The sequence below is a fragment of the Ichthyenterobacterium magnum genome, assembly GCF_003610635.1.
GTDB classification, from domain to species: Bacteria; Bacteroidota; Bacteroidia; order Flavobacteriales; family Flavobacteriaceae; genus Ichthyenterobacterium; species Ichthyenterobacterium magnum.
On the sequence record NZ_RAQJ01000003.1, the window covers coordinates 130,530 to 155,084 of the forward strand.

General features: G+C 29.8%; 21 protein-coding genes. 16 read left to right on the plus strand and 5 right to left on the minus strand.

All coding sequences use genetic code 11. The annotated features are described in order from the left end of the window. The first annotated feature begins 144 nt into the window (after window positions 1–144). On the plus strand, window positions 145–1,263 hold the full coding sequence (gene dnaN, locus BXY80_RS08875; protein WP_120201110.1) for a DNA polymerase III subunit beta: 1,119 nt from the start codon (window positions 145–147) through the stop codon (window positions 1,261–1,263). Window positions 1,264–1,337: 74 nt separating this feature from the next. Here the strand turns inward: dnaN and BXY80_RS08880 are convergent, their stop codons facing one another. Next, window positions 1,338–1,676, minus strand: coding sequence for a DUF4870 domain-containing protein (locus BXY80_RS08880; RefSeq protein WP_120201112.1), 339 nt, complete (start codon window positions 1,674–1,676; stop codon window positions 1,338–1,340). Window positions 1,677–1,724: 48 nt separating this feature from the next. Between BXY80_RS08880 and BXY80_RS08885 the strand changes: the two genes are divergently transcribed. After that, a complete protein-coding gene (locus BXY80_RS08885; protein ID WP_120201114.1) occupies window positions 1,725–2,561 on the plus strand; it encodes a helix-turn-helix domain-containing protein in 837 nt (278 codons plus the stop codon). A 64-nt stretch (window positions 2,562–2,625) separates the two neighbouring features. Then, window positions 2,626–3,096, plus strand: a complete 471-nt coding sequence (locus tag BXY80_RS08890) for a DUF6265 family protein (protein ID WP_120201116.1) — start codon at window positions 2,626–2,628, stop codon at window positions 3,094–3,096. 105 nt (window positions 3,097–3,201) lie between these two features. Here the strand turns inward: BXY80_RS08890 and BXY80_RS08895 are convergent, their stop codons facing one another. Beyond that, complete coding sequence (locus BXY80_RS08895) at window positions 3,202–4,005, minus strand: sulfite exporter TauE/SafE family protein (RefSeq protein WP_120201117.1); 804 nt, start codon at window positions 4,003–4,005, stop codon at window positions 3,202–3,204. 32 nt (window positions 4,006–4,037) lie between these two features. Beyond that, a complete protein-coding gene (locus BXY80_RS08900; protein WP_120201119.1) occupies window positions 4,038–5,819 on the minus strand; it encodes a PQQ-dependent sugar dehydrogenase in 1,782 nt (593 codons plus the stop codon). Between the two features lie 541 nt (window positions 5,820–6,360). Between BXY80_RS08900 and BXY80_RS14075 the strand changes: the two genes are divergently transcribed. The 4 genes from BXY80_RS14075 (at window position 6,361) to BXY80_RS08920 (ending at window position 11,200) form a co-directional block, all read left to right on the plus strand. After that, entirely contained in the window at window positions 6,361–7,020 is a 660-nt protein-coding gene (locus tag BXY80_RS14075) for a DUF4331 family protein (protein ID WP_120201121.1), read from the plus strand. A 20-nt stretch (window positions 7,021–7,040) separates the two neighbouring features. Continuing rightward, window positions 7,041–7,616: a DUF4331 family protein gene (locus tag BXY80_RS14080; RefSeq protein WP_120201123.1), complete on the plus strand. Its 576-nt coding sequence runs from the start codon at window positions 7,041–7,043 to the stop codon at window positions 7,614–7,616. Window positions 7,617–7,697: 81 nt separating this feature from the next. Then, window positions 7,698–8,975 (plus strand): tetratricopeptide repeat protein, encoded by a 1,278-nt coding sequence (locus tag BXY80_RS08915; protein ID WP_120201125.1) that lies wholly within the window; start codon window positions 7,698–7,700, stop codon window positions 8,973–8,975. Between the two features lie 2 nt (window positions 8,976–8,977). Beyond that, window positions 8,978–11,200, plus strand: coding sequence for a TonB-dependent receptor (locus BXY80_RS08920; protein ID WP_120201128.1), 2,223 nt, complete (start codon window positions 8,978–8,980; stop codon window positions 11,198–11,200). A 203-nt stretch (window positions 11,201–11,403) separates the two neighbouring features. Here the strand turns inward: BXY80_RS08920 and BXY80_RS08925 are convergent, their stop codons facing one another. Further along, window positions 11,404–12,192, minus strand: coding sequence for an anti-sigma factor (locus BXY80_RS08925; RefSeq protein WP_120201130.1), 789 nt, complete (start codon window positions 12,190–12,192; stop codon window positions 11,404–11,406). A 1-nt stretch (window position 12,193) separates the two neighbouring features. Beyond that, on the minus strand, window positions 12,194–12,724 hold the full coding sequence (locus tag BXY80_RS08930; RefSeq protein ID WP_120201132.1) for an RNA polymerase sigma factor: 531 nt from the start codon (window positions 12,722–12,724) through the stop codon (window positions 12,194–12,196). Between the two features lie 408 nt (window positions 12,725–13,132). Here BXY80_RS08930 and BXY80_RS08935 point away from each other — a divergent pair, with 408 nt between their 5' ends. From BXY80_RS08935 to BXY80_RS14085, 9 genes are all read left to right on the plus strand, one after another. Continuing rightward, on the plus strand, window positions 13,133–14,005 hold the full coding sequence (locus BXY80_RS08935) for a helix-turn-helix domain-containing protein (RefSeq protein WP_120201134.1): 873 nt from the start codon (window positions 13,133–13,135) through the stop codon (window positions 14,003–14,005). 116 nt (window positions 14,006–14,121) lie between these two features. After that, complete coding sequence (locus BXY80_RS08940) at window positions 14,122–15,516, plus strand: amidohydrolase family protein (protein ID WP_120201136.1); 1,395 nt, start codon at window positions 14,122–14,124, stop codon at window positions 15,514–15,516. Window positions 15,517–15,518: 2 nt separating this feature from the next. Then, on the plus strand, window positions 15,519–17,519 hold the full coding sequence (locus tag BXY80_RS08945) for a S9 family peptidase (RefSeq protein WP_120201138.1): 2,001 nt from the start codon (window positions 15,519–15,521) through the stop codon (window positions 17,517–17,519). A 266-nt stretch (window positions 17,520–17,785) separates the two neighbouring features. Beyond that, the gene (locus tag BXY80_RS08950; protein WP_120201140.1) at window positions 17,786–18,853 is read left to right on the plus strand and encodes a serine hydrolase domain-containing protein; all 1,068 of its coding nucleotides are present in this window, start codon (window positions 17,786–17,788) and stop codon (window positions 18,851–18,853) included. 12 nt (window positions 18,854–18,865) lie between these two features. Next, a complete protein-coding gene (locus BXY80_RS08955) occupies window positions 18,866–20,053 on the plus strand; it encodes a hypothetical protein (RefSeq protein ID WP_147376119.1) in 1,188 nt (395 codons plus the stop codon). A gap of 34 nt (window positions 20,054–20,087) precedes the next feature. Then, entirely contained in the window at window positions 20,088–21,575 is a 1,488-nt protein-coding gene (locus BXY80_RS08960; RefSeq protein WP_120201144.1) for a M61 family metallopeptidase, read from the plus strand. Further along, window positions 21,576–22,895 (plus strand): hypothetical protein, encoded by a 1,320-nt coding sequence (locus BXY80_RS08965; protein ID WP_120201146.1) that lies wholly within the window; start codon window positions 21,576–21,578, stop codon window positions 22,893–22,895. 69 nt (window positions 22,896–22,964) lie between these two features. Then, window positions 22,965–24,215: a retroviral-like aspartic protease family protein gene (locus BXY80_RS08970; RefSeq protein ID WP_120201148.1), complete on the plus strand. Its 1,251-nt coding sequence runs from the start codon at window positions 22,965–22,967 to the stop codon at window positions 24,213–24,215. A gap of 173 nt (window positions 24,216–24,388) precedes the next feature. Then, window positions 24,389–24,523: a hypothetical protein gene (locus BXY80_RS14085; RefSeq protein ID WP_262603173.1), complete on the plus strand. Its 135-nt coding sequence runs from the start codon at window positions 24,389–24,391 to the stop codon at window positions 24,521–24,523. Window positions 24,524–24,555: the final 32 nt, after the last annotated feature.

Consider the following 24,555-nt stretch of genomic DNA (forward strand, 5'->3'; position numbering starts at 1 on the left):
TTTAAGATATATTTGTAAGTAGAACTTTGACCACAAAGTTTTAAAAACATATAGATAAAACGAACATGTTAAAAGCATTATCATCCAAGCGGATTATTAATAGCAAACTGCATGTGACCATTGAAAAATAATAAATACGAACACATGAAATTTATAGTATCAAGCACATATTTACTTAAGCAATTACAAGTATTAGGTGGTGTTATTAATAACTCAAACACCTTACCTATTTTAGATAATTTTTTATTTGAATTAAACCATTCAAAATTAACTGTATCTGCTAGTGATTTAGAAACTACTATGTCATCTGTTATTGATGTAGAAAGTGATAGCGAAGGTAATATTGCGTTACCAGCGCGTTTACTACTAGACACGCTTAAAACATTTCCTGAGCAACCACTAACCTTTGTTGTTGAGGATAATAATACTGTAGAAATTAGTTCAAATCATGGTAAATATGCTTTAGCATATGCAGATGGTAATGAGTTCCCTAAAGCTGTGAGTTTAGATAACCCAAGCACAACTACTATTTCTGGGGATATTTTAGCAACAGCAATTAGTAAAACAATTTTTGCTGCTGGAAATGACGATTTAAGACCAGTGATGAGTGGTGTGTTTTTTCAGTTTTCTACTGAAGGATTAACCTTTGTTGCAACAGATGCTCATAAATTAGTAAAATATACTAGAGAAGATATAAAAGCAAATCAAGTTGCAGAATTTATTATGCCAAAGAAACCTTTAAATCTTTTAAAAGGAATTTTAGCAGCTAGTGAAGATAATGTAACTATTGAGTATAATGATTCTAATGCAAAATTTTCTTTTGAAAACTCTGTATTGGTTTGTCGCTTAATTGATGGGAAATATCCAAATTACGAAGCTGTAATACCAAAAGAAAACCCAAATAAATTAACTATAGCTAGAACACAATTTTTAAACTCGGTTCGTCGTGTTAGTATTTTCTCAAATAAAACAACGCATCAAATACGTTTAAAAATTGCTGGAGCAGAATTAAATATCTCTGCAGAAGATATTGATTACTCAAACAAAGCAGAAGAACGTTTAACTTGTGATTACCAAGGTGATGACATGCAAATTGGGTTTAACTCTCGTTTTTTAACAGAAATGCTGAATAACTTAAATGCAGACGAAGTACAGTTAGAAATGAGTTTACCAAACAGAGCTGGTATTTTAACTCCAATTGATGGTCTTGATCAAGGCGAACAAGTAACAATGTTAGTTATGCCTGTAATGCTAAACAATTAAAACATTGTAATTTTTACATATAAAAAGCGCTCACTTAAAAGTGAGCGCTTTTAGTTTACCTCTATATAAAATAACTAACTAATAAAATTAAGAGATAAAGGGTATGTTGTTGTTTGACCATTACTTGCCTTAATAGCATTTATAATAGGAAAAATAATAGCTATAATTCCTAAAATTAGAAATCCTAATAGCCCAAGTCCAAATAATAAAATTAATGGTATACATATAATGGTGTAAATAATAAGGCTTAATTGAAAGTTCATGATTTGTTTACCATGTTTATCCATTGCATAAACTTTTTCTTTTTGAGTTGCCCATAAAATTAACGGAAGAATCAAACTCCCAAAACCTATTACTAAAGTTATTAATTGGCTTAAGTGAGTAATGACAATAAGTTGTCTATCTTGTTTCATGATGATGATGATTTTGATTGATACTTGTTTGACGTTGAAACTTTTAAAATGTTACATTTATGGTCTATTTATTTTAGTATGAATTATTTTCAAAAGAAGCCAAGTTCAAAATTATCAAGCTACATAAAAGAATTCTGGCAAATTGAAGGCAATGGTTTTATAAATAAAAAAAGAGATAAAATAATTCCTGACGGTTATCCTGAGTTAATTTTTCATTATAAAGATGCATACAAATCTAATATTAATAAAACATGGAACACACAATCCAAATATCTAATTGCTGGTCAAATCAAAAATCACTTTTACATAGAAAACACTGGCGAAACAGGCATGTTTGGAATAAAATTTCAGCCAGCAGCTTTAACAAAATTGTTTTCTATTAATATGGCATTACATACAGATAAAGTAACAACATTAGATAGTTACTTGTTTTCAATCTTAAAAGATGTTATTACAAATGCAACTTCAGAAACACCCTTTGAAGAAAAAGTTAACGCAATTGAAATTTGGTTCAATAACTTTGTAACTACCCATACGCAAAAACCACACATTATTGACAAGGCAATTGAAATAATAATGTCTTCAAATGGTGCCACAACTATTAAGGATATAACCAGAAATTTAACAATAGGAGAGCGTACTTTAGAACGCTATTTCAAGACCTATGTTGGGCTTTCTCCAAAATTCTTTTGTAGAATTATAAGATTTTCTCATATTTTTAAAATTGTAAGTGATTCAAAAAACTGGACAGACGTTACCTACCAAACTGGGTATTATGACCAATCACATTTTATAAAAAACTTTAAAGAATTTACAGGAGAAGATCCTTCAAAATATGGATTTAATGCTATTAATATGGCAAATTTCTTTTTAAACAAACCTTGATGTCGGTTTTTTCCAATGTCAAAATATTTTCAAAACCTAAGTTTGTATCATTAAAACTTAAACCATGAAAAGGCAAATTTTTAAATCACTACTTCTAATTATATTTTTTATTGTTGACTCTTCCGCACAATCAAATATCGAGCAGACACATTTTTTAATTGGAACCTGGAAAGTAGAAAACAAAAATATTTATGAAAACTGGACTCAGAATTCTAATACGCTCATCGGGAAATCTTATAGTTTAAATAATAATGAAAAAATAGTTTCTGAAACTTTAAGTATTACAAGTACTAATAAAACTATTATTTATACCGCTACAGTAATAAATCAAAATAACGGAAAAGGTGTAGATTTTAAACTTAATAATACTATTAAAGACAAGTTTTCTTTTGAAAATTTAAACCACGATTTTCCTAAAAAAATTCAATACACTATATTAAACAAATCAGAACTGTTTGTTGAAGTCTTAGGCGAAAATAATCAAGGATTTTCTTATAAAATGATAAAGCAAGATTTTGTTCAAGAGAGAGACTAAGTGTAACAAAAACTATAGTTAAAATTTTATTTCTATTAGATTTTAAAACATAGTAATAAGTTTTAAACTTACTGCTAAACAAAATTAAGCTACAATTTTTAGCCACTAACTTACAAACTCTTTATAAAGTATATAAAATGCCATGATTAATACAAAATAACCAAATCCCTTTTTTAACTTTTTACCATCAATAAAATTTGACAAATAGGTTCCTATAAAAATTCCTATAACAGAAAGTACTGTAAATGACAATAAAAATTGCCAATCTATATTAAGGTTTTGCACATCACCAATAAACCCAATTAACGATTTTATAGCTATAATTAGAAGCGATGTTGCTACTGCCTTTTTCATTGGAAGTTTAGCCAATAATACTAAAGCTGGAATTATTAAAAAACCACCTCCAGCTCCAACCAAACCAGTTAGAACACCAACAACAGCACCTTCTATCAAAATAAGAGGATAGTTATATGCAACTACTTTGGAAGGCTTTTCTTCATTACTCTTTCTGTTCTTTATCATAGACATTGAAGCCAATAACATTATAATGGCAAAAAAGACCATAATCGCTATGTCTTTAGTAACTTCAAAATCATTAATCGTAAAGATAGATTCAGGAATTGCTGGTACAAGGTACTTTCTAGTTAAATACACAGCAACAAATGCAGGAATAGCAAATACAAAACCTGTTTTAAAATCTACTAATTTTTTTTGAATATTTTTTACAGTACCAAATAATGCTGATGTACCAACAACAAATAGTGAATATGCTGTAGCTGTTACTGGATTAATATAAAACAGGTACACAAATACTGGAACCGTTAAAATAGAGCCTCCACCACCAATTAAGCCAAGAACGACTCCAATTAAAAGTGCTGCAAAGTATCCAAAAACTTGAGTAACATCCATCAACACAAAACTAACTATAAAATTGAATAAACTTATTTTATAATTAGTTTTTTAGTTGTGTACATTCTTGATTTAGATTCTAATTTCACAAAATACAATCCAGAATCTAACGATAAGTCAATTTTTTGAGATGTTGTTATTATTTGAGATAACATTAGTTGACCTGAAACATTAAATACTTTTATGATTAGATTATCTATAACACCTGTGACATTAATAAATTTATTAGTTGGATTTGGATATATATTAACTTCATCTACATCTATGGTTTGAGCATTAAGAGTATCATCATAAAAACTAAACCTTCTAATTGTACCGTCAAAAATATTAGTAAAAAAAACAGAGCCATCTAATGGGTTTTGCATCATGTGTACAATCCCTAAGCCATAATTATCTGGAGCAAATTCTGATACATGACTAACCCATGGCACATTTGATGAGTTTAAAGTAGCAATATTTACCCAGTTTTTTGTATAATCTGAAAACAAAAATTTTCCATTTAAAGCAGCTCCAAAACCATCACCATAAATATATGTGCCAGCTACACCTGCATTACCTCTAAATTCAATTCCGGTAGTTGGTGAACCAGAAGCACCAACTCTTTTGTTTACTGGATTAACTCCATTAAACCAGGGCACTCTCACTCTATCTGAGCCATGTTTCCAAGTTATAGCTGGTCTTCTATGTGTGTATCTTCTATTAGCAGGATTAACATCATCTACAAAAGATGAAGGCTGAGCACATAAACTTTCAAACGTTTGATTACCCTCATCAAGATTTATCGCTCCACTAGTAAAATAATTAGACATTGGTGATTGCCCTTCATATAAAGGCCAGCCAGCATTAAGCCCAGGTTTATCTATTATGTGCAAGTCTTCCCAAGTGAACCAGCCTACATCAACTACAAATAAAATTCCTGGGTTAGCATCTGCTGGATTAACACTACCACTATTGGGTTTTATTGCAGCTCTAAATGGGTTTCTAAACCCCATTGCATATACTCTTGATTTAGCTGAGCGTGGGTTATTAGAATCGTAAAAAGGATTAGAAGAAATTCCATTTCCAGTAGTTGGGTCTAAACGCAGTACTTTGCCACATAATGAGTTAATCATTTGACTTCTAAAAGCACCAACATTTTCTTCATCTCGCAAGATACCATCATCTAATGCTTGTTGAAAATACGTTTCATTTGCACTTCCAACATCTGTAGTAGCATAACTCGCATTATCGCCAGTAGTTATTAATAAGGTACCATCATTACCAAATAAAATTGTGCCTCCTGCATGAGATTGATGTGTTAAAGGAATACCTGTTGTAATACTCTCTCCCAACAAAACAAGCCTGCTAGAATAATCTGTTGTCATTGGTGTTTGCAGATGATTTAATTGATATCGTGTTACTCTGCTAATTGAAGCTTGAAAATAATTATTAGTACCTGAGTCATAATTAGGAGTACCAAAATGCAGTAAATGATGCCTATCTACAGCATAAAACATGTAAATAAGTCCATTAGATTCAAAATTTGGGTCTAAACATATACTTAATAACCCAAAATCTCTCCAAGCACCAACTTCATGAGAAATATCTAAAACTGGTGTTTCTTGTTTTATGTAATCACTCCCATTCCAATTAAAAAGAAAAACCTGTCCTGTATAAGTCCAAACAAACATCTTAGTCCCATCATCATTAAATATGGTTCCCATAGGTTGTACAAATGTATCTGGAAGAATATCGACTGAATAGTTTACTGGTAATTGCGCATTAATAGTTCTAAAAAAGAATATTAATATAAGACATGGTAATAGCTTTTTCATAATCAGAAAATTTTATATTCTAGGGACTTATGTTTGCTACTAATCTTACTCTAAATAAAGATAATAATTTACATTAAATAAACCATAATAGTATTCTAAAACTTAAATTAAAACCAAGTTCTAAGTAATTAAAATACAATAAAGGAAGCATTGTCAATACCTATAACTTGTTAAATTAAGTGTGCATTTACTATCTCTTATCACTTAAAAGTTTAATAAATGCAACCAAAAGGTTTTTAAATAAAACAACAATCGCTATACATAACAAACTTACATGTATATAAGTAGTGAGGCAAATATACTTAATGATTACATCTAACTCTTTACATTGACTTTTGCTTCCACTATTAGCTCAATTCATACTACAATTAAGATAACTTATCATTTCTATAATATTATTCTACCCACAAAACACTAAAAAACAGACACATACAGTCAAACTTGTTTAGTTTATCTATTAAATTTTAAAAAAAACAAAACCGCTTATTTCATTTTCTCGTAGGTAGAATAGAGACACAATAATTAACAAAATCTCAAAATTATGAAAAACACAAAATTTTTAATCGCAACAGCTGTATTAGGTATTATGACTTTTGTTGCAATTGCGGCTGATCATATTGATGCTCCAGCTACACAAAGTGAAAGCACAAGTGACATTACAGACTTTTATGCGTTTGAGGGTGAAAGCACATCAAACATTGCTTTTGTAGCTAACTTACAAGGACTTCTAGGTTCTGGTAACGATACACAAAACGCAGCTTTTGATGAAAATGTAATGATTGAATTTAACATTGACACTAGTGGTGATAATGTTGAAGACTTAGTTATCCAAGCTATCGCTAGAGATGGTAAAATGTATGTTTTTGGACCAACGGCTCCTAGCCAAACGGGTTTAAACAGTACTATTGCAACAACATCTACAAACCAATTAGTAGTAGATATTACACCTTATGGACAATCAGCGATTGTTGAGAGTTCTGGTGGCATGATGGCTTTTGCAGGTCCAAGAGATGACCCTTTCTTTATGGATTTTGGTCAGTATGGACAAATCATTGGTGGTAATGCAACTAGCTTTAACAATCCTGGTATGGATACGTTCGCTGGCTCTAATGTAATGTCAGTAGTTGTTGAGGTACCAAAATCTATGATTGGTAGCTCTGGTACAATTAATACTTGGGTGGAATCTAAAAGAAAACAATAATAACTTAAAAACGAGAACACATGAAATTTAATAATATAAAACTATTTGCAATCGCAATTTTAACCTCAGTTATTGCGCTTAATTGCAGCAATGATGACGATAATAATGGTAGTGTACAAATGGGTCCCGATTTTACAGGAACTTATGTACAACAAGACCAAATGGGTAGACCAGCAATAAATACAGTATTTGTATCTAGTGGTATGAAAGATGCTTTCAATACAACGATCCCATCACAACAAAATACTATGTTTCAATCCATGTTCGAAACTAATTTAACAGGCTTAAGTCCAGCTTATGCAAATCCAGGAGACGCTAATGCTTTAGGCTTAGATGCACCAACCTTTACAGGTTTATTAGCTACAGATGTACTAAATGTCTCTTTAGATGGTCCAACATCTTTCTACGATCCTTCAACAACACCAGCTACAGTTTTAACTGGAAGAAGATTAACAGATGATGTTATAACAGTAGAATTGTTATTGATTTTTGGTGGAGAAGACTTTACTGAAAATCCAGGATTATCTAATGACAATGTAGATGCTAATGATAAAGCATTTTCATCATCATTTCCTTACTTAGCAAACCCTTGGTAAAATACTAAACCCAATTTCTGAGGTAAGGTATCAAAGCCTTACTTCAGAATTATTTTAACAATAATCAAAAACTCAAAAATCATGAAACTTAGATATATTCTTCCTCTTATTATAAGCGCATTTATGTTTAGTTGTAATTCTAATAAAGTTACTAAAACTGAAGATTACAAAGCATATTTAACAACAACTATAGACCATTCAGAACTAATGGCTAATGCCAATTTATGGACTGAAAAACTAGAAAAAGCTCCTAACCAATTCCCTTATCTATCAAAACGTGTCAATGCATATACCCAAATATTTAATACCACAGGAAATATCGATTTTCTAATTAAAGCCGAAAAGGATTTAAATAGTGCTATAGAAATGACGAATAGAAAATTTCCAGCTTTTCTTAAAAGTTTAGCCGCTAATTATATTTCGCAACACCGCTTTAAAGAAGCTTTAGTATTACTAAAAGAAGCTGACGCTAGTGGTGAAAAACGTAATGGCACAAAAAAAATGTTCTTTGATGTGCATCTAGAATTGGGTAATTATTTAGCAGCTGAAGCTTATTTAAAACAGATAAAAAACACATCAGATTTTGATTACCTCATTCGTTTAGCAAAATGGGAAGATCATAAAGGTAATCTAGAAGGTGCAATTAAGCAGATGGAAAAGGCTACTGCAATAGCTGAAGCTTCAAACTTAAAAGGTATTAAGCAATGGTCATACACCAATCTTGCAGATTTTTATGGTCATGCAGGCGAGATTAAAAAATCTTATAATCATTATTTAAAAGCCTTAAAGCTAGACCCTAATGATGCTTATGCAAAAAAAGGAATCGCTTGGATTACTTATTCATATGAAAACAACACAAACGAAGCTCTAAACATTTTAAACCACATCTCTACCTACTATAAAGCGCCAGATTATGACTTGCTTAAAGCAGAAATTGCAGAATATACTAACGATAAAGAATTAAAATCTAGCGCATTAAACGATTACAAAAGTGCTGTACAAAATAAACAATATGGAGACATGTACAATGCCTACAACGTCATGGTCTATAATGATGAATTATTGTTACCAGAACAAGCACTTGAAATTGCTAAACATGAAGTTGAAAGCAGACCAACTCCACAATCGTACGACTTATTAGCTTGGAGCTATTTCAAAAAAGGTGATGTAGAAAAAGCAAATGCTATTGTTGAAAAATTTATTGAAGGACAAACCTACGAACCTACTGTGCTATACCATATTGCAGAGATTTATAAAGCTGCTGGTAAAACAGATAAAGTTAAAGAATTAAAAAGTGAATTAGTTGCCAGTCTATATGAACTTGGACCTACAATGGTGCCAAAAATTAAACAATTATAAAGATGAGAACACAAATTTTAGCATTGCTAATGTTTGGTTTCTTTTCAATTGTTAGTCATGCCCAAAATATAAAAGGCTTGATATTGAATGAAATTAATCAGCCATTAGAAGCTGCGTATATCTATAATTTAAATTCTAAAAGTCATGCACATACTACTGAAAATGGCATATTTGTAATTACTGAAACTAAAATAGGTGATTCTTTACGAGTTGGCTTGTTAGGTTACAAAACCAAAATATTGGTATTAAACCAAACAGAAGATATAAAAATTATACTCGAAGAGAAAACGTTTCAATTAGATGAAATGATATTAAAAGAAGAATTAAATACAGTTAGCACAATATCTAGGTTAGATCTTAAAATAACTCCTGTAAGTTCTTCGCAAGAAGTGTTGAGAAAAGTACCAGGGTTATTCATTGGTCAACATGCAGGTGGTGGTAAGGCTGAGCAAATTTTTCTTCGTGGTTTTGATATAGATCATGGTACAGACGTTTCTATTTCTGTAGATGGCATACCAGTAAATATGGTATCGCATGCACATGGTCAAGGGTATAGTGATTTGCACTTTGTAATACCAGAAACGGTAAACAAAATTGATTTTGGCAAAGGTGCTTACTATGCTTCAGAAGGAGATTTTAATACCGCTGGCTATGTAAATTTTAAAACCAAAGACTATTTAAAACAAAGCCAGATTTCAGTTTCTGCTGGTCAATTTAATACACTAAGAACCGTAGGATTATTTAATTTGCTAGAGAATACTAAAAACCAAAATGCCTATGTTGCTATGGAATATATTGCTACTGATGGTCCTTTTAAATCTCCTCAGAATTTTAATCGTATTAACCTTTTTGGTAAATATGTTATGTATTCTCCAGAAAATGATAAGCTAACCTTAACGGCGTCTCATTTTACAAGTCGTTGGGATGCTTCTGGACAAATCCCTCAGCGCGAAGTTGATAACGGAAATATTGCACGTTTTGGAGCTATAGATGATACCGAAGGAGGAACGACTAAACGTACAAATTTTAATATAACATTTAATAAGTTCATTTCTAAAAACACCAAGCTAAGTGCCAATGCCTTCTATTCACATTATGCGTTTGAGTTGTATTCTAACTTTACATTTTTCTTAGAAGACCCAGTAAATGGAGATCAGATAAAGCAAAAAGAAAATCGAAACATTTTTGGTGCCAACACTACCTTAAATTACACGACGTATTTAGGAAATACAGAACTAAATTTAACAACAGGATTGGGAGTGCGACACGATACTACTGATGATGTTGAGTTATCTAGAACTTTAAATAGAACAACAACACTCCAAAACATTCAGCTAGGAGATATTAATCAGACTAATATTGATGTATTTGTTAATGCTGAATTTGAATTAGGAAAATTTAAAATAGCACCAGCATTACGACTAGACTATTTTAAGTTTTTATACAATAATCAATTACAAACTAATTACCAAACACAGTCAGAAACCAAAACCATTTTAAGTCCAAAATTGAACTTTTACTACAATACGAAAGATAATTTACAACTGTATTTAAAGTCTGGTATAGGATTTCATTCTAATGATGCTAGAGTCGTAGTTGCAAATGGAGGAGAAGACGTTTTACCACGTTCTTACGGAGCCGATTTAGGTACGGTTTGGAAACCGTTTCCAAAATTAGTAGTGAACTCTGCTTTATGGTATTTATTCTTAGAGCAAGAGTTTGTCTATGTAGGAGATGCTGGTATTGTAGAACCAAGCGGAAAAACAAGACGTTACGGACTAGATTTAGGTTTGCGTTACCAAATAAACGATTGGTTGTTTTTAGATTCTGATGCAACATTAACTAATGCTAGAAGTATTGATGATCTTAACGGCCAAGACTATATTCCTTTAGCACCAGATTTTACATTAACTACAGGTCTATCTGTAAGTGATTTAAATAATTTTTCTGGTGGATTACGATTTAGATATTTAGATAACAGACCAGCTAATGAAGATAATAGTATTATGGCTGAAGGCTATTTTGTAACGGATTTTAACATTAATTATAAGATGAAGAACCTAACATTAGGCTTGGCTGTAGAGAACCTTTTTAATGTGGATTGGAATGAAACTCAATTTGCAACAGAATCGCGATTACAAAACGAAACGCAATCTGTAGAAGAAATACATTTTACACCTGGTTCACCATTTTTTATTAAAGGAACTGTACGTTATAATTTTTAGGGTGTCAACATTTAATTTGTCGGGAAGCAAGTTAAAGATAGTTGATGATTGCTAGCAAGAAAGATTAACTGCTTATTACAGTTAATCGGTATCATGAGAATTCATGATTATCTTTTTTGAGTTTTTTTGTTAGTTGAAACACCTGCGCATTTTGCGTGGGTGTTTTATTTAAAAGCAACATTACTTTAACTAAAAAAGCTAGGTTAAGGAGTACTTGCTACAATACCTAGTGTATAGAGTTGTTCCATAGTTGGTGAGTCACTTCCACCTGTTGGCTCTAGAGTTATACCAAAGGCCTGACTTTTGTTAGTATTTGCAATGGCAAATATTTTGTTATCGTCAGTGTTAAAATCGTCAATAGTACCAAGACTTGTTGGTGTAAGTGGGTTTAAAGTTAAAGACCAAACTTGCCAAACTTTTCCTTTAGGGGCATTTGGTAAACCTTCTGCATCCAAGTATATTGTATTATCTTCTTTATTCCAATATACTTTTGCGTATGCGTTAACGTAGTCTCCTTGCCCTCCTAAAGGTACTGATATAATATTTTTATCTCTTATAGCATCTAACAAGTTTTTAGTTTGAACCAAATTATGCCTTGTGTTTTCAATTTGTATTTCGAGAAAATGTTTTTCAATTTCTACAACTTTTAAATCTTCTTCAATTTTGCTTTTATTATTTAATGTCCAAAGTAATCCACCAACTAATAGAATAGATGCAGCCCAACCAGAATAAGAAGTCCATTTTGGTTTATCAGGCTTTAAGTTAACAACTTTAGAGTTATTTAAATTTGCTTTAAATGACTCAAAATTTATAGTATGAGGTGATGCTGATGCTGTTAATTTTATAACAGCAGCTTCTATTTGTAATACTTCTTGAAGAATTTCAGGATATTGCTGTATTAACTTATAAACTTCTAGGTTTTCAGCCTCAGAAAGTTGTCCAGCTACGTATAACTCTAAAACACCAGATTCTATGTATGCTTTAATATCCATATTATAACACTATATCTCTTAGTTTCTGGATACAGTTTCTATTTCTTGTTTTTATAGTCCCTATTGGCATATTTAACTCTTCTGAAGCTTCTTTTTGTGTAAATCCTTTAAAATAAAGCAACTCAATTATTTGCTTACACGTCTCTCCTAGATTAGTTACAAATTTTCTTATTCCAATAGCGTCTGTACTATTATTCAAATTATCATTACTTCTAATAATATCTACGAAAAAGTCAGCATTAAGGTTTTGTTTGGATTGCTTAAATGCCTTTGAACGTATCTTGTCTATAGCTGCATTTCTAGCTATATTTAATATCCATGTAAAAAACCTACCTTTTGATGATGAATAAGTATCTGCCTTATCCCATGCTTTAATAAAAACATCTTGCATTAACTCATCTGCTATATTGCTGTCTTTTACAATATTAAAAACAACACCATGTATACTAGCACCATACATTTGATATAATTTTTCAAATGCATATTCATCTTTACTCTTAAATTGTTTAACAAGTATATCTATATCAACCATTAATGGCAAAATTAGGTCTTATATTAATGATTCACAATATATAAATTTATGAATTCAAAGCCCTAAAATAACAGAATAATATTTCACAAATGGAAATATAAAAAACAACTTTTTTAAACCAGTTTTGTTAGAAGCAAATTAGCCATAGTATTAACACAATAGTATCTTTTAATGTTAGCTAAACCAAAAAAAAAAATTGTAACTATGTTTTTTACTTTATACAAAATACATCTAAAAATATATTGCCAACAATAAGAAATAGTATACTACTATGAATATAAAGTATAGAAACTCAAAATAATATTAACTATATCACCTATGGTAAAGACTCATTTTAACGTTAAAATTTTCTAAAAAAACGTAACACTCTTGTTACAATTGAGTCTAAATAATAAACACCATCTAATTATGAACACATTTCAAAATGGGATATTAAATATTTCAAAACAAAATAATTCTTCAGATAGTTTTGGTGAAAATAAGTTTATCATATCCTGTTTTAAGCAATACTCCAGTTCAATAGAAGATTCTAATATTTCTATTAAAATGGTACTTAATGGGATAGAATACTATAAATTAAATGGCAAAAGTTATAAAGTAGACACTAGTAAGTTTTTAGTAGTTAACAGGCAATCAAAAGTTGATTTAACTATTAATGACTCTAAAGATGTAAAAGGAGTATGTTTATACCCATCAGAAATACTAGTCAATGATGTTTTTAGAAACTATAAATATTCGCAAACAAAATTATTAGATAATCCGTTTGATAAGACTGAAGAGTTTAATTTACTAGAAAAAACATTTGGGTTTAATGAAAGTAGAACTGGTAAGTATTTAACAAATAATATTCATCACATTTTAATTAAACATAAAAGACAAGAAGCAATAGACTTTGAAAGCTTTTATATAGAAATGATTGAATGTTTGATACAAGACCAGATAGAGATTAATGGAAAACTCAACAAGCTAACTTCTATAAGAAAAACAACTAAAGAAGAGTTGTTTAGAAGAGTTTCCTCTGCTAAAGATTTTATTGAAGATAATTACTCAAAAAAAATCAATTTAAATGAGTTAGCTCAAAATGCTTATCTATCTAAATATCACTTTTCAAGAAGTTTCAAGGCTATATATCAAGTATCTCCTTATCAGTATTTACTCAAACTAAGAATAAACAAAGCCCAAGAGTTATTAAAAAAAGAATATTCAATATCTCAAATAAATGATATTATTGGCTTCTCTGACGAACGCAATCTTCGTAAGGCACTTTTTAAAGCTTCGTAATACTTTAACTTTTTTAGCAACTTTTACACCATAACATAAAGTTTTCTTCATTTCTTTTGAAGTTGATTATTAATATAATCATACTTAATTAATTAAAGCAAAAACACAAAAATATTATGAAAAAAAACTTAGCTATAATGGCTATAATTTCATTAACGCTACTGCTCTCGTGTTCTAAAACAAAATTTTCAAATGAAGCATTTATAATGTACCATGCTAATATAATTGATGTAGAAAATGGGAAAACTCTAAAAGATAAAGCAATTATTATTGATAGTGGATTGATAAAACGCATTGGTGATTTTAAAAATCTAAAATCACTTGTTTCAAAAAACAAACACTACAATGTAGATCATAAATATGTTATTCCTGGTTTATGGGACATGCACTCTCATATTGATCAACTATCAGATGATTTTGAGCATTCAAAATCTATGCTCAGCTTATACACCTTAAATGGTGTAACTTCTATTAGAGAAATGGGTGGAAATTGGACTAAAATAAAGCAGTTAAGAGAAGCATCTAAAGAATCTCATTATTCACCAACAATTCTTACAGCTGGACCTATATTAGAAAATAAAGCCTTTGTGGATTGGGTTGCCAAGGTTGATAACGATCCTGAATTTAAAAAGAACAGAGTGCGAATAGCTAACGCATCTGAAGTAGAAAAAGTTGTAGACTCTGTAAAAAAATTAGGTGTAGATTTTCTAAAAATAAGAACAGCGGCAACTAAAGAAGTGTTTTTCGAAATAATGAAACAAGCTAAGGCTAAAGGGTTAAAATTATCTGGCCATGTAGATAAAAAAGTTGACCTTTATGATGCTGTTAAATCAGGTATCAGTTCTTTAGAGCATTTAGATATACTTCAACTTCCTGAAATGAGTGATGCTAAAATGGATTCTATCGTTTTATTAATGAAAGAATTAAAAACAGGATACAGTCCTACGCTTATCTATTTTAAAAACCATAGAATTTATGATAGAACAAAAATAAAATCATTTTTAAACGACTCTACATATTCTAATTTTCCAAAAAGAGCTTACGCTTCAAAGAGCTTATTAAAAAAATCAAAGTTAAGTATTAAAAGATCTGAAGGATCTCAAGTACCATGGAATGAATTGGAAACAAATTTTATGAAATTTGCAACTAAAATAGTTCAAAATAATGTTTCCGTTTTGGCAAGTACAGATGGTGCTAATGCATTAGTATTACCAGGATTTAGTTTACATGAAGAATTACAATTGTATAAGTCTGAATTAAAAATGTCTCCCTTACAAATATTACAATCTGCAACTATAAACCCATCAAAATATTTTGGTTTTGAAAGTAAGCTAGGACTAGTGAAAGAAGGATATGTTGCAGATTTAATTGTATTAGATAAAAATCCTCTTTTAAATATAAAAAACACTGAAACAATAAATAGTGTGATTAAATCTGGGAAATTGATTTCTAATAAAGAAATTCTTAAAGAGTTAAAATCTATCAGAGATTATAATAAAACGAATAATTGAAAATGAAATATCTAAATTCTATATACCTGTTAGTTGGTTTATGTTTTTGTAGTTGCAACTCAAATATTGTCACTAATACTAATAAAGAAAGTAGTCTAGAAGAGAAACTAATTGACCGAGCTACCCTATTCGCATCAAAGAATAAAGAGGATGTAAAGTTGAGTCCAAATGGAAATCAACTATCCTTTATACAATTAAAGGGCGGCATTCGAAATATCTGGATTGCAAGCCTTAATAATATTGACGCAGCTAAACAAGTCACTTTTAGTACTAAAAGAGATGTTTTTTATGATTACTACTGGAGTACAGATGGAGCTTCAATCATCTATAAAGGAGATAATGGTGGCGACGAAAATTATGTGTTTAGAGCAATATCACTCAAAACTAATAAAACAACTGTTTTATCACCATTAGATGGTTCTAGAACACAATTATATGGAATAAGCCCTAAACATCCTAAAGAAATAATTCTTGGTTATAACAACCGAGACCCTAGTTATTTTGACTTGTATAGAGTGAATATTGAATCTGGTAAAAGAGAGCTAATTTATAAAAACACCAAAGGCTTTAACCGCTTTTATATTGATACCGATTTAAAGTTAAGAATGGCGAGAAAACCAGCAACTGACGCACCATATTATATGCTATATAAGTGTAATGAATCAAAAGAGTTTCAGCCTTTTTACAGGATAGAGCTAGAAGAAAGTAGAACTTATAAAGTTTTGCAATTTGACTTTAGTGACGATTTCTTTTATGCTCTTGATAATAAGGAGACCGACAAATTAGCCCTCGTTAGAATTAATTTCAAGACAGGAGAAAGAAAACAAATAGCATCATCTAAAAAGGTTGACTTAAAAGATGTTATTTTTTCATCTATAACAGGAAAGCCTATACTATATTTGGAAGATTATCTAAAACCAGAATGGCATTGGTTAAACGAACAAAAATTCATGTTTCCAGAAAGCTTTACAGAGCAAAGAATACGTTTTTTAGGTTTTAATAATAATGAAAACAAGTGTCTTATTAAAGTCAGCGGAAAACATCCTGGTAAAATTTATATAATCGAAAAAGGAAAAGAAGAAAAATTTCTCTTTTCAGAAAAAAAAGAGCTTGAAAATTACGAATTACCAGAAGTAATCCCAGTTACTATAAAAAGCAGAGATGGTCTAGACCTTGTTTGCTATTTATCATTACCTAAAGGTAGTGATAGTAACATGGATGGTATACCTGACAAACCTTTACCTATGATATTAAATCCGCATGATGGGCCATGGAGAAGAACACATTATAATTATGATACGTGGTGGCAATGGATGGCAAATAGAGGTTATGCTGTATTGTCACCTAATTTTAGAGGTTCAACTGGCTTTGGAAAAGATTTTTTAAATGCAGGAAATATGGAATGGGGAGCGAAGATGCAAGATGATTTGGATGATGCAGTAGATTGGGCGATTAGGGTTGGAATTGCAAATCCTGATAAAATAGGAATGTTCGGAGCCTCATATAGTGGTTATACTAGTTTAATGGCATTAGCAAAATCCTCAGACAAATATGCCTGCGCCATTGATATGTTTGGTCCTTCTAATTTAGAAACCTTATTAAATTCTTTGCCAAAATATTGGATGATTGAATTTGAAGAGATTGTAAAGAGAATGGGAGACCCAAGAACTGAAGAAGGCCGAGCTTTTCTTAAAGAACGCTCACCTATTACATATGCAAGGGATTTTAAAAAACCATTACTTATAGCTCAAGGTGAAAACGATATTAGAGTAACACGGCAAGAATCTGATCAAATTGCAGCAGCACTATCTCAAAATAACATCCCAGTCACCTATCTATTACTAAAGGATGAAGGACACGGATGGTTCAATACTAACAACGATTTGGCTCTAAAAGGATTAATTGAAGATTTTCTTGCTAAACATTTAGGAGGACGAGTCGAGGGATTGAAAGACCAAATTGACAAGAGTTCTATTGAGTTTGTTAAAACTACAAAACAATGATAGTGTAGTAAATGACGATTGGCTTCGTGCAGCAATTAATTATGAAGTATAAATGTAATGAGAAGACAATTACAAAAACTGTAAATAAAAAACTTAGCAACTTTTACACCTTATAAAATATACACTTGTAGTTTCTTTGAAAGGAATAACTGTTATCAAGGTTAATGTAATAGTTATATTCGATTGATGGTTTATTAAGATAGTCTTTCATTTTTTGTTAGGCTATCTTCTTTGTCTATTCATTAATTGGTTTAATAAATAAAAACATGAAAACAAAACAGTTTATAATAAGCGTCGCTTTAATGATTTCTGCAACTATTTTTTCGCAAACATTTCCAGACACAGAATGGGCATACAATATGAATGCATATAAAGAAGGTTGGAGTGACAGTAAAGGCAAGGAACTATATAAGTATATTGTAGATAGCACAAATATAACAAGCATGCTAATTGTGCATAAAGGTAAGGTTGTATATCAATATGGAGATGTCAAACAAAACACATACATAGCTTCTTGTAGAAAAAGTGTATTATCCATGCTTTATGGCAAATATGTTGAAAATGGAACGATACGTCTTAATGAAACAATAAAAACACTTGGTATAGATGATGTTGATGGCGTTTTACCAATAGAACAAAAAGCAACAATTAAGGATCTTATTTCATCTAGATCAGGAATCTATAGACGAGCAAGTAATCCAGGAACATGGGTTAAATATCTAAAAAAACGCGGAACTGTAGAACCAGGAACACGGTGGTTATATAATAATTGGGATTTTAATGTTGCAGGGTTCATTTTTGAAAGTAAAAGCAAAAAAAATATTTATGATGCAGTAAGAGACGAATTGGCATTACCCTTGCAAATGGAAGATTGGAATCGAACAATACATAAAAAATCAGGAGATGTGACTAGATCAAAGTATTTAGGATATCCTATGTGGTTTTCTTCAAGAGACTTGGCACGTTTAGGGTTGCTAATGCTAAATAAAGGCAAATGGAAAAACAAACAAATAATACCAGAAAATTGGGTAAATGAAATGATTACACCAAGAACCACTGCTAAAGAAATGCAAAAAAGCGTTCCTGTAATGAATACAGGAGAACACAGGTTTGCTTATGGTTATATGTGGTGGCTATGGGAAAACCATAATGATTGGCGATTAAAAGATGCCTACTCAGCACTAGGAGCTTATGGTCAAAATATAACCATACTTCCAGAAATAGATGCAGTAATTGTATTTAACACGAAGCCTGAGTATGGTAGATTTAATAATGGAAAAATTACACAAGAATTGCCCGCTCGAATTGTTAAAATTTATGATGAGAGTGAATAAAAAAATTCAGCAATGAAAATAAAAATATATTACTTCTTAGGATTCACCCTGTTATTCTTTTCTTGTGTGAAAAAAGAAAAAGTCTTAAACTATTCTGAGACTGTTAATAATGCGATTAGCCCCATTAATTTTGTAAATAAAAAATTAGAGAGTCATGATTTAATAATTTTTGATGATGCATTGCACTCAGCTAAAGAACCTTTTGATTTTTATAATGAATTATTAGAATATAAAGTTGTAAGCAACAAAATTAATTATCTATTTATTGAAGTGTTTTCTATCACAGTACAAAAACATATTGATAAATTTTTGAATAGTAAAAACTTGGATCAAGAATTATTACTTCCAGTTTTTCAAAATGATTTTAGTGGGTATGGATGGAGGTACCAAACTTATTTAGACTTATTGAAAACAGTTTGGAAAGTAAACAGAAAACGAGATACGCAAAATAAAATAAAAGTTATTTGTGTAGACCAACCAATATACTGGGACGCTATAAAAACAATTGAAGATTATGAAGTGTTTCAAAAGTCATTGATTGGTAGAGATTATTTTATGTATAAAATGATTTTAAAAGAAATGAAAGGTTTTAAAAAGAATATTAAAGGTCTGTTTTTAACAAACACAAGACACTCTTATAAAAATATAAAAAAGAAGAATGGTGAGTTTTATTGGAATACTGGGACTTTTTTCAACCAGTTCAACCCCAAAAAAACATATGCAATTAGAATTCACAATGTAATATTATCTATAAAATCTAAGAATACAAAAAGTAAAGATAAATCTACAGACGGATTAGCTAGTTATTCTTATAATTGGATTCAAATGGAAAATGGAGATTGGGATAAAGCGTTCAAAGAAAATAATAATAAGAAGGTTGGGTTTGACTTAAAGAACTCTCAGTTTGGTAAAGCATCTTACATAGGTAATCACATGTTAAATTTTAAGGAAGGACAAACAATGTATGATGCATATGATGGGTTGATATTTCTTAAACCTCTAGATGAGTTACATTTTTCAGAAAAAATGAATTATTTCTATACAGACGCTTTTAAAAAAGAATTAAAGAGAAGAATTTTTCTTCTAGAAGGAGAAAACTTAAAAGAATTGCTTAAAGCTAAAAAACTGAAAAGCATAGATGAGTATATTGAGTCTATTACCCATCACAAAAATATTGAGAAAAATTATTTTCTAAATTAAACTTCAATTGAGAAATCTAAAAAATATAATAGTGATGAGCTTTAAAAATATTTCATTTATAGGGCTTTGTCTAATCTTAGCATCTTGTGAAACAAAAAAAACAGAAAAATTTGATTTAGAATATACAGTTACATCTAATTTAAAAAATGAACCAACATTAGATGTTCAGTTTAAGTATAAAACAGATGGTAAAGGTGTTTTGAATTTAGATTATGTTAATAGTTCTATGGGAGATACTGACATTTTTAATTGTATTAAAAAATTGAAAGTTGAAAACGAAGAAGCAAATATTTCCTTTGTAAGAGATAGTAATTTAATTAAAATCAAATCAGTACCTAATAAAGAGCTAGTAATTTCTTATTCTATAGCACAAGATTTTAAAGAACCTTTATATAACCATCACAGATATAGACCAATTATTACAAAAGATTATTTTCATGTATTAGGAGTTAGGCTATTCATGGTTCCAAGTAACATTTATAAAAGTGAAATAGATGTAGCTAAAATTAATGTCAAATGGAATGGTATTCCAAACAAAGGAATTATTCACAATAGTTTTGGAAAAAACCTTAGCCAAACTTTTACTGTTAATCAAGAAAACTTATTTGCTTCATTCTTTGTGGGAGGTGACTTTAGAAGAAAAGAGTTTTTATATAAAAACAAATCAGTATATTGGGTTACAAGAGGAGATTGGAAAAATTTTAATGATGAAGATGTTTTTAATATTTTAAAAGAGACAATTACATTTCAAAATAATTTTTGGAAAGACACTATAAATTCTAGTTTCTCAGTTTCTTTACTACCCACTCAAGAGAAAAATCATTACTCAATTGGCGGTAGTGGCTTCTCTAATTCATTTATCTCCTTTGCCTCAAACAATCAATTTGTAGAACTAAAAAATATAGCATGGCTCTATAACCATGAGTTATTGCATAAATGGCTAGGAAGAACAATAAAAAATAAAAATGAAGTCCAACAATATTGGTTTAGTGAAGGTTTCACCAATTACTATTCATACAAATTATTGCTAAAAAATAATCAATTAAGTGTTAATGAATTTTTGAAAGAAATCAATACAATCATTGCTAAGCATTATAAAGACCCCTTAAATGCAATACCAAATTCTAAGTTAACCTTTAACACATATTGGGGTGATTATAAAAACTATCAAAAGCTGCCATACAGAAGAGGATTGACCTATGCCTTTTTAATTGATATGCAGATAAAGCTAAAATCTAATTATAAACATAGTTTAGATAATGTTATGTTAGACTTGTTGGCTATAGCAAAATCTGATTCTTCAATGCGATTAAATAACGAGGTTTTTAAAAAAATGCTATTAAAGTACTTAGGTAAAAACTCAATAAAAGAATTTAATAAGCACATCTTAGAAGGCAAATTAATTACCTTTAAAGAGCAAATAGTTAGTGGATTAGAAATTAAAAATGAGCAATCTATTCCTCAATTTGTGTTATCAAATAAAGTTGACATTGCACAGGTTAAAAAAGAATTAAAATTATAAATGAGGCAAAAAGCTAAAACACTAGTCTTGACACTAATTACCCTAATAATTATTGGGTGTAAGAAAAAGTTTTTTATACCTCATATAGTTTCTGACAGATACAAATTAATAGAACAAACGCTAATTGATGTCGATTCTATTTTAAATATTGAAGATGGTGAATTTTGGTGTTACAAATTAAATGGGCCTATACTTTTTATAAATAAAGAGACAAGAACTTTTATAGCCAATCAAAATAATACTTCAAAATCGTTTCAAGCGCATAATAGTGTATTTACTGGAATTCTGCCAGGCAGCATAAATATTGCCAATACTGCTTTTAATTGGGAAGGAAAAAGATGGACAATGGTGAAGTTGCCTTTACCAAAAGAAAAAACAAAAAGGAATCATCTTGTTATACATGAGTTATTTCATAATATTCAACCAGATATTGGATTTAGAAGCTTAAAAGAGATGCCAAACAATCATTTAGATTCTTATCAAGGAAGACTGCTATTGAGGTTAGAGCTAGAAGCTTTAAAAAAAGCGCTTACTGTTAAAACTAAGCTAGATGAATTACATCATTTAAAAAACGCATTATATTTAAGAGCAATTAGACAAAGCAACAATACAATTAAAAATGAAGAAAATACTTTTGAGCTTAATGAAGGTCTTGCAGAATATACTGCTTTAATGCTAAGTGGCAGATCCAAAGAAAAAACCATAGAACATCTCATTTCTAATATAGATAAGTTTTATACAAACGAAACTTTTGTGAGATCATTTGCCTACCAAACCATTCCAGTATATGGTTTTCTAATCGCTACAAAAGATAGAAATTGGCATCAAGAGATAACTGCAACTACTAACATTACAAATCACATAAAATCAATACTTAACATTAATATTTCAAAAGATGTTGCAATAAATGACATTCAAAATCTTACTGATTACAACTATAAACAAATTCTTTCTGAAGAAACAGAACGAGAAAATGTAAGGCTTGCAAAAATAAATGAATATGAAAAATTATTTTTAAATGAAGTTACTCTAAAATTATCTTTTGAAAATATGAATATCTCTTTTAATCCAAATAATTTGGTTCCTTTAGAAAATCATGGAACCGTATACCCTACGATTAGAGTTACTGACAATTGGGGAATACTATCAGTAAAAAATGGAGCACTATTAGCTCAAGATTGGAGTTATATTATTGTTTCGAAACCACTAAAAATATCAAAAACTAAAGTTGAAGGCAATGGTTGGGTTTTAAATATAAACCCTAATTGGAAAGTACAGAAGTACAACTCAAAATTTAGATTAATAAAGTTAGACAAATGATATTAGCAATTTTTACCTAAACAATATTAAATACTAATCCTTTTTTTGTATTAAATAACTTATAGAATTATGAATAAAATAATATTACTTTTTGTTTGCTTAATCTCATTTCAATCAATTAATGCACAAAAACTAGACGAATGTAAAAAAGCAGTTGATTTTACCTTTAAGATTATAGAGAATCCGACAAAAGAAGGCATGGAGATGTTAAAGTTATTTTACTCTAAAGATTTTGCATTTGCTGGTCAAAAAGGAGGTGTTGCTAGATCTGCTTTTGCTCAAGTTTTTTTTAAGAATAAAATCTTATCAAAAGCTAAATCACAAGTATCTTTACCAAATACTACCAATGAGTTAAATTACACAATCATATATGAGAAATTAGGTACAAAAGAAGTTTCTTTCGTTTTCAATACTGAAAATAAAATTAAAGAAATTAAAATTGAAGGCATGGAAGTAAAAACGGTATTAGAAAAACCAGAATTAATAAAATCAACTAAAAACTTCATTAATATTCCTTTTAAGAGAGCTGGTAATTTAATTATTGTAAGTGTAGATTTAAATGGGCAAAAAAAAGATTTTTTATTAGACACTGGTGCTCCACAGGTAATACTTAACTCAAAACACTTTAAAGATAATGTTAATAGTCAAGCAAGTGGAGTTAAAGGTGCCGGTGGTAATGTTTCAAATATAGGGTCAATGAAAATTGAAAACATAAATTTTGGTGGTATTCAAATGAATGACACAGAACTTTTGACAATGGATTTATCTCATTTAGAGGATAATTTCAAGATGAAGGTTCATGGATTAATAGGGTTTTCAATGATTAAAGATTATGACCTTCTCTTTAAGTATGAAGAAAATATTTTAACCTTAATACAACCTAGCTATTTTGAGATTTACCGCAAAGACAATTTATTAAATAATGAATTTAAAAGAGTTTCTTTTGAATTAACTACTCATATTCCTGTAGTTGATGTAGTGATTAATAACACAACTTATGCACTTGGTATTGATTCTGGAGCTGAGGCTAACTTAATAGATGTGAAGCATTTTGAAGTATTAAAAAAACACTTGAAAAAACGACATGCAGATAAGTTGTCTGGTGCAGATAAAAATGTACAAAAAGTAGAGAAAGGTGAAATTAAACGTTTTTATATAGGTTCTAAAAAGTACAAAAAGTTAAATACTATATTTAGTGATATCTCCCATTTAAATGAAGGTTACAATCTAAATATTGATGGGTTATTAGGCTATGAAATTCTATCAAAACAAAAAACATTACTCTCATATAAGAGAAGAGAGTTGGTCTTTTTTAATTAATCTCTATATATATTAAATTTCTTCATGTTTAAAACAAAGAGAAAAATATCTTGAGTTGATACAATAAATAAAAAAAAGTCCTTACATCTTTAATTTTTATTATTGTTCTTAGCAGTCAAGCCCAAGAAAGTGATGAATATAACCTTAGGTTTGAAATTCATAGAAAAGACAATGTGCTTTCTAATGGAGATGAAACCCAAAGAGTTGGGATTGTCCCAGATATAGAAGTAAAACCAACAGTTAAAGGAATAAGAGATGGTAAAGATGAAGTCCTTGAAAAAGCAATTGAAATAATACTTAATAAATAATAAGTTTAATATTTAGACTATTATTAAAAAAG

What these genes read in the sequence shown, in the direction of transcription:
- dnaN (WP_120201110.1), top strand. Translation starts at nt 145, where the DNA reads ATGAAATTTATAGTATCAAGCACATATTTACTTAAGCAATTACAAGTA.
- BXY80_RS08880 (WP_120201112.1), bottom strand. Translation starts at nt 1,676, where the DNA reads ATGAAACAAGATAGACAACTTATTGTCATTACTCACTTAAGCCAATTA.
- BXY80_RS08885 (WP_120201114.1), top strand. Translation starts at nt 1,725, where the DNA reads ATGTTACATTTATGGTCTATTTATTTTAGTATGAATTATTTTCAAAAG.
- BXY80_RS08890 (WP_120201116.1), top strand. Translation starts at nt 2,626, where the DNA reads ATGAAAAGGCAAATTTTTAAATCACTACTTCTAATTATATTTTTTATT.
- BXY80_RS08895 (WP_120201117.1), bottom strand. Translation starts at nt 4,005, where the DNA reads ATGGATGTTACTCAAGTTTTTGGATACTTTGCAGCACTTTTAATTGGA.
- BXY80_RS08900 (WP_120201119.1), bottom strand. Translation starts at nt 5,819, where the DNA reads ATGAAAAAGCTATTACCATGTCTTATATTAATATTCTTTTTTAGAACT.
- BXY80_RS14075 (WP_120201121.1), top strand. Translation starts at nt 6,361, where the DNA reads ATGAAAAACACAAAATTTTTAATCGCAACAGCTGTATTAGGTATTATG.
- BXY80_RS14080 (WP_120201123.1), top strand. Translation starts at nt 7,041, where the DNA reads ATGAAATTTAATAATATAAAACTATTTGCAATCGCAATTTTAACCTCA.
- BXY80_RS08915 (WP_120201125.1), top strand. Translation starts at nt 7,698, where the DNA reads ATGAAACTTAGATATATTCTTCCTCTTATTATAAGCGCATTTATGTTT.
- BXY80_RS08920 (WP_120201128.1), top strand. Translation starts at nt 8,978, where the DNA reads ATGAGAACACAAATTTTAGCATTGCTAATGTTTGGTTTCTTTTCAATT.
- BXY80_RS08925 (WP_120201130.1), bottom strand. Translation starts at nt 12,192, where the DNA reads ATGGATATTAAAGCATACATAGAATCTGGTGTTTTAGAGTTATACGTA.
- BXY80_RS08930 (WP_120201132.1), bottom strand. Translation starts at nt 12,724, where the DNA reads ATGGTTGATATAGATATACTTGTTAAACAATTTAAGAGTAAAGATGAA.
- BXY80_RS08935 (WP_120201134.1), top strand. Translation starts at nt 13,133, where the DNA reads ATGAACACATTTCAAAATGGGATATTAAATATTTCAAAACAAAATAAT.
- BXY80_RS08940 (WP_120201136.1), top strand. Translation starts at nt 14,122, where the DNA reads ATGAAAAAAAACTTAGCTATAATGGCTATAATTTCATTAACGCTACTG.
- BXY80_RS08945 (WP_120201138.1), top strand. Translation starts at nt 15,519, where the DNA reads ATGAAATATCTAAATTCTATATACCTGTTAGTTGGTTTATGTTTTTGT.
- BXY80_RS08950 (WP_120201140.1), top strand. Translation starts at nt 17,786, where the DNA reads ATGAAAACAAAACAGTTTATAATAAGCGTCGCTTTAATGATTTCTGCA.
- BXY80_RS08955 (WP_147376119.1), top strand. Translation starts at nt 18,866, where the DNA reads ATGAAAATAAAAATATATTACTTCTTAGGATTCACCCTGTTATTCTTT.
- BXY80_RS08960 (WP_120201144.1), top strand. Translation starts at nt 20,088, where the DNA reads ATGAGCTTTAAAAATATTTCATTTATAGGGCTTTGTCTAATCTTAGCA.
- BXY80_RS08965 (WP_120201146.1), top strand. Translation starts at nt 21,576, where the DNA reads ATGAGGCAAAAAGCTAAAACACTAGTCTTGACACTAATTACCCTAATA.
- BXY80_RS08970 (WP_120201148.1), top strand. Translation starts at nt 22,965, where the DNA reads ATGAATAAAATAATATTACTTTTTGTTTGCTTAATCTCATTTCAATCA.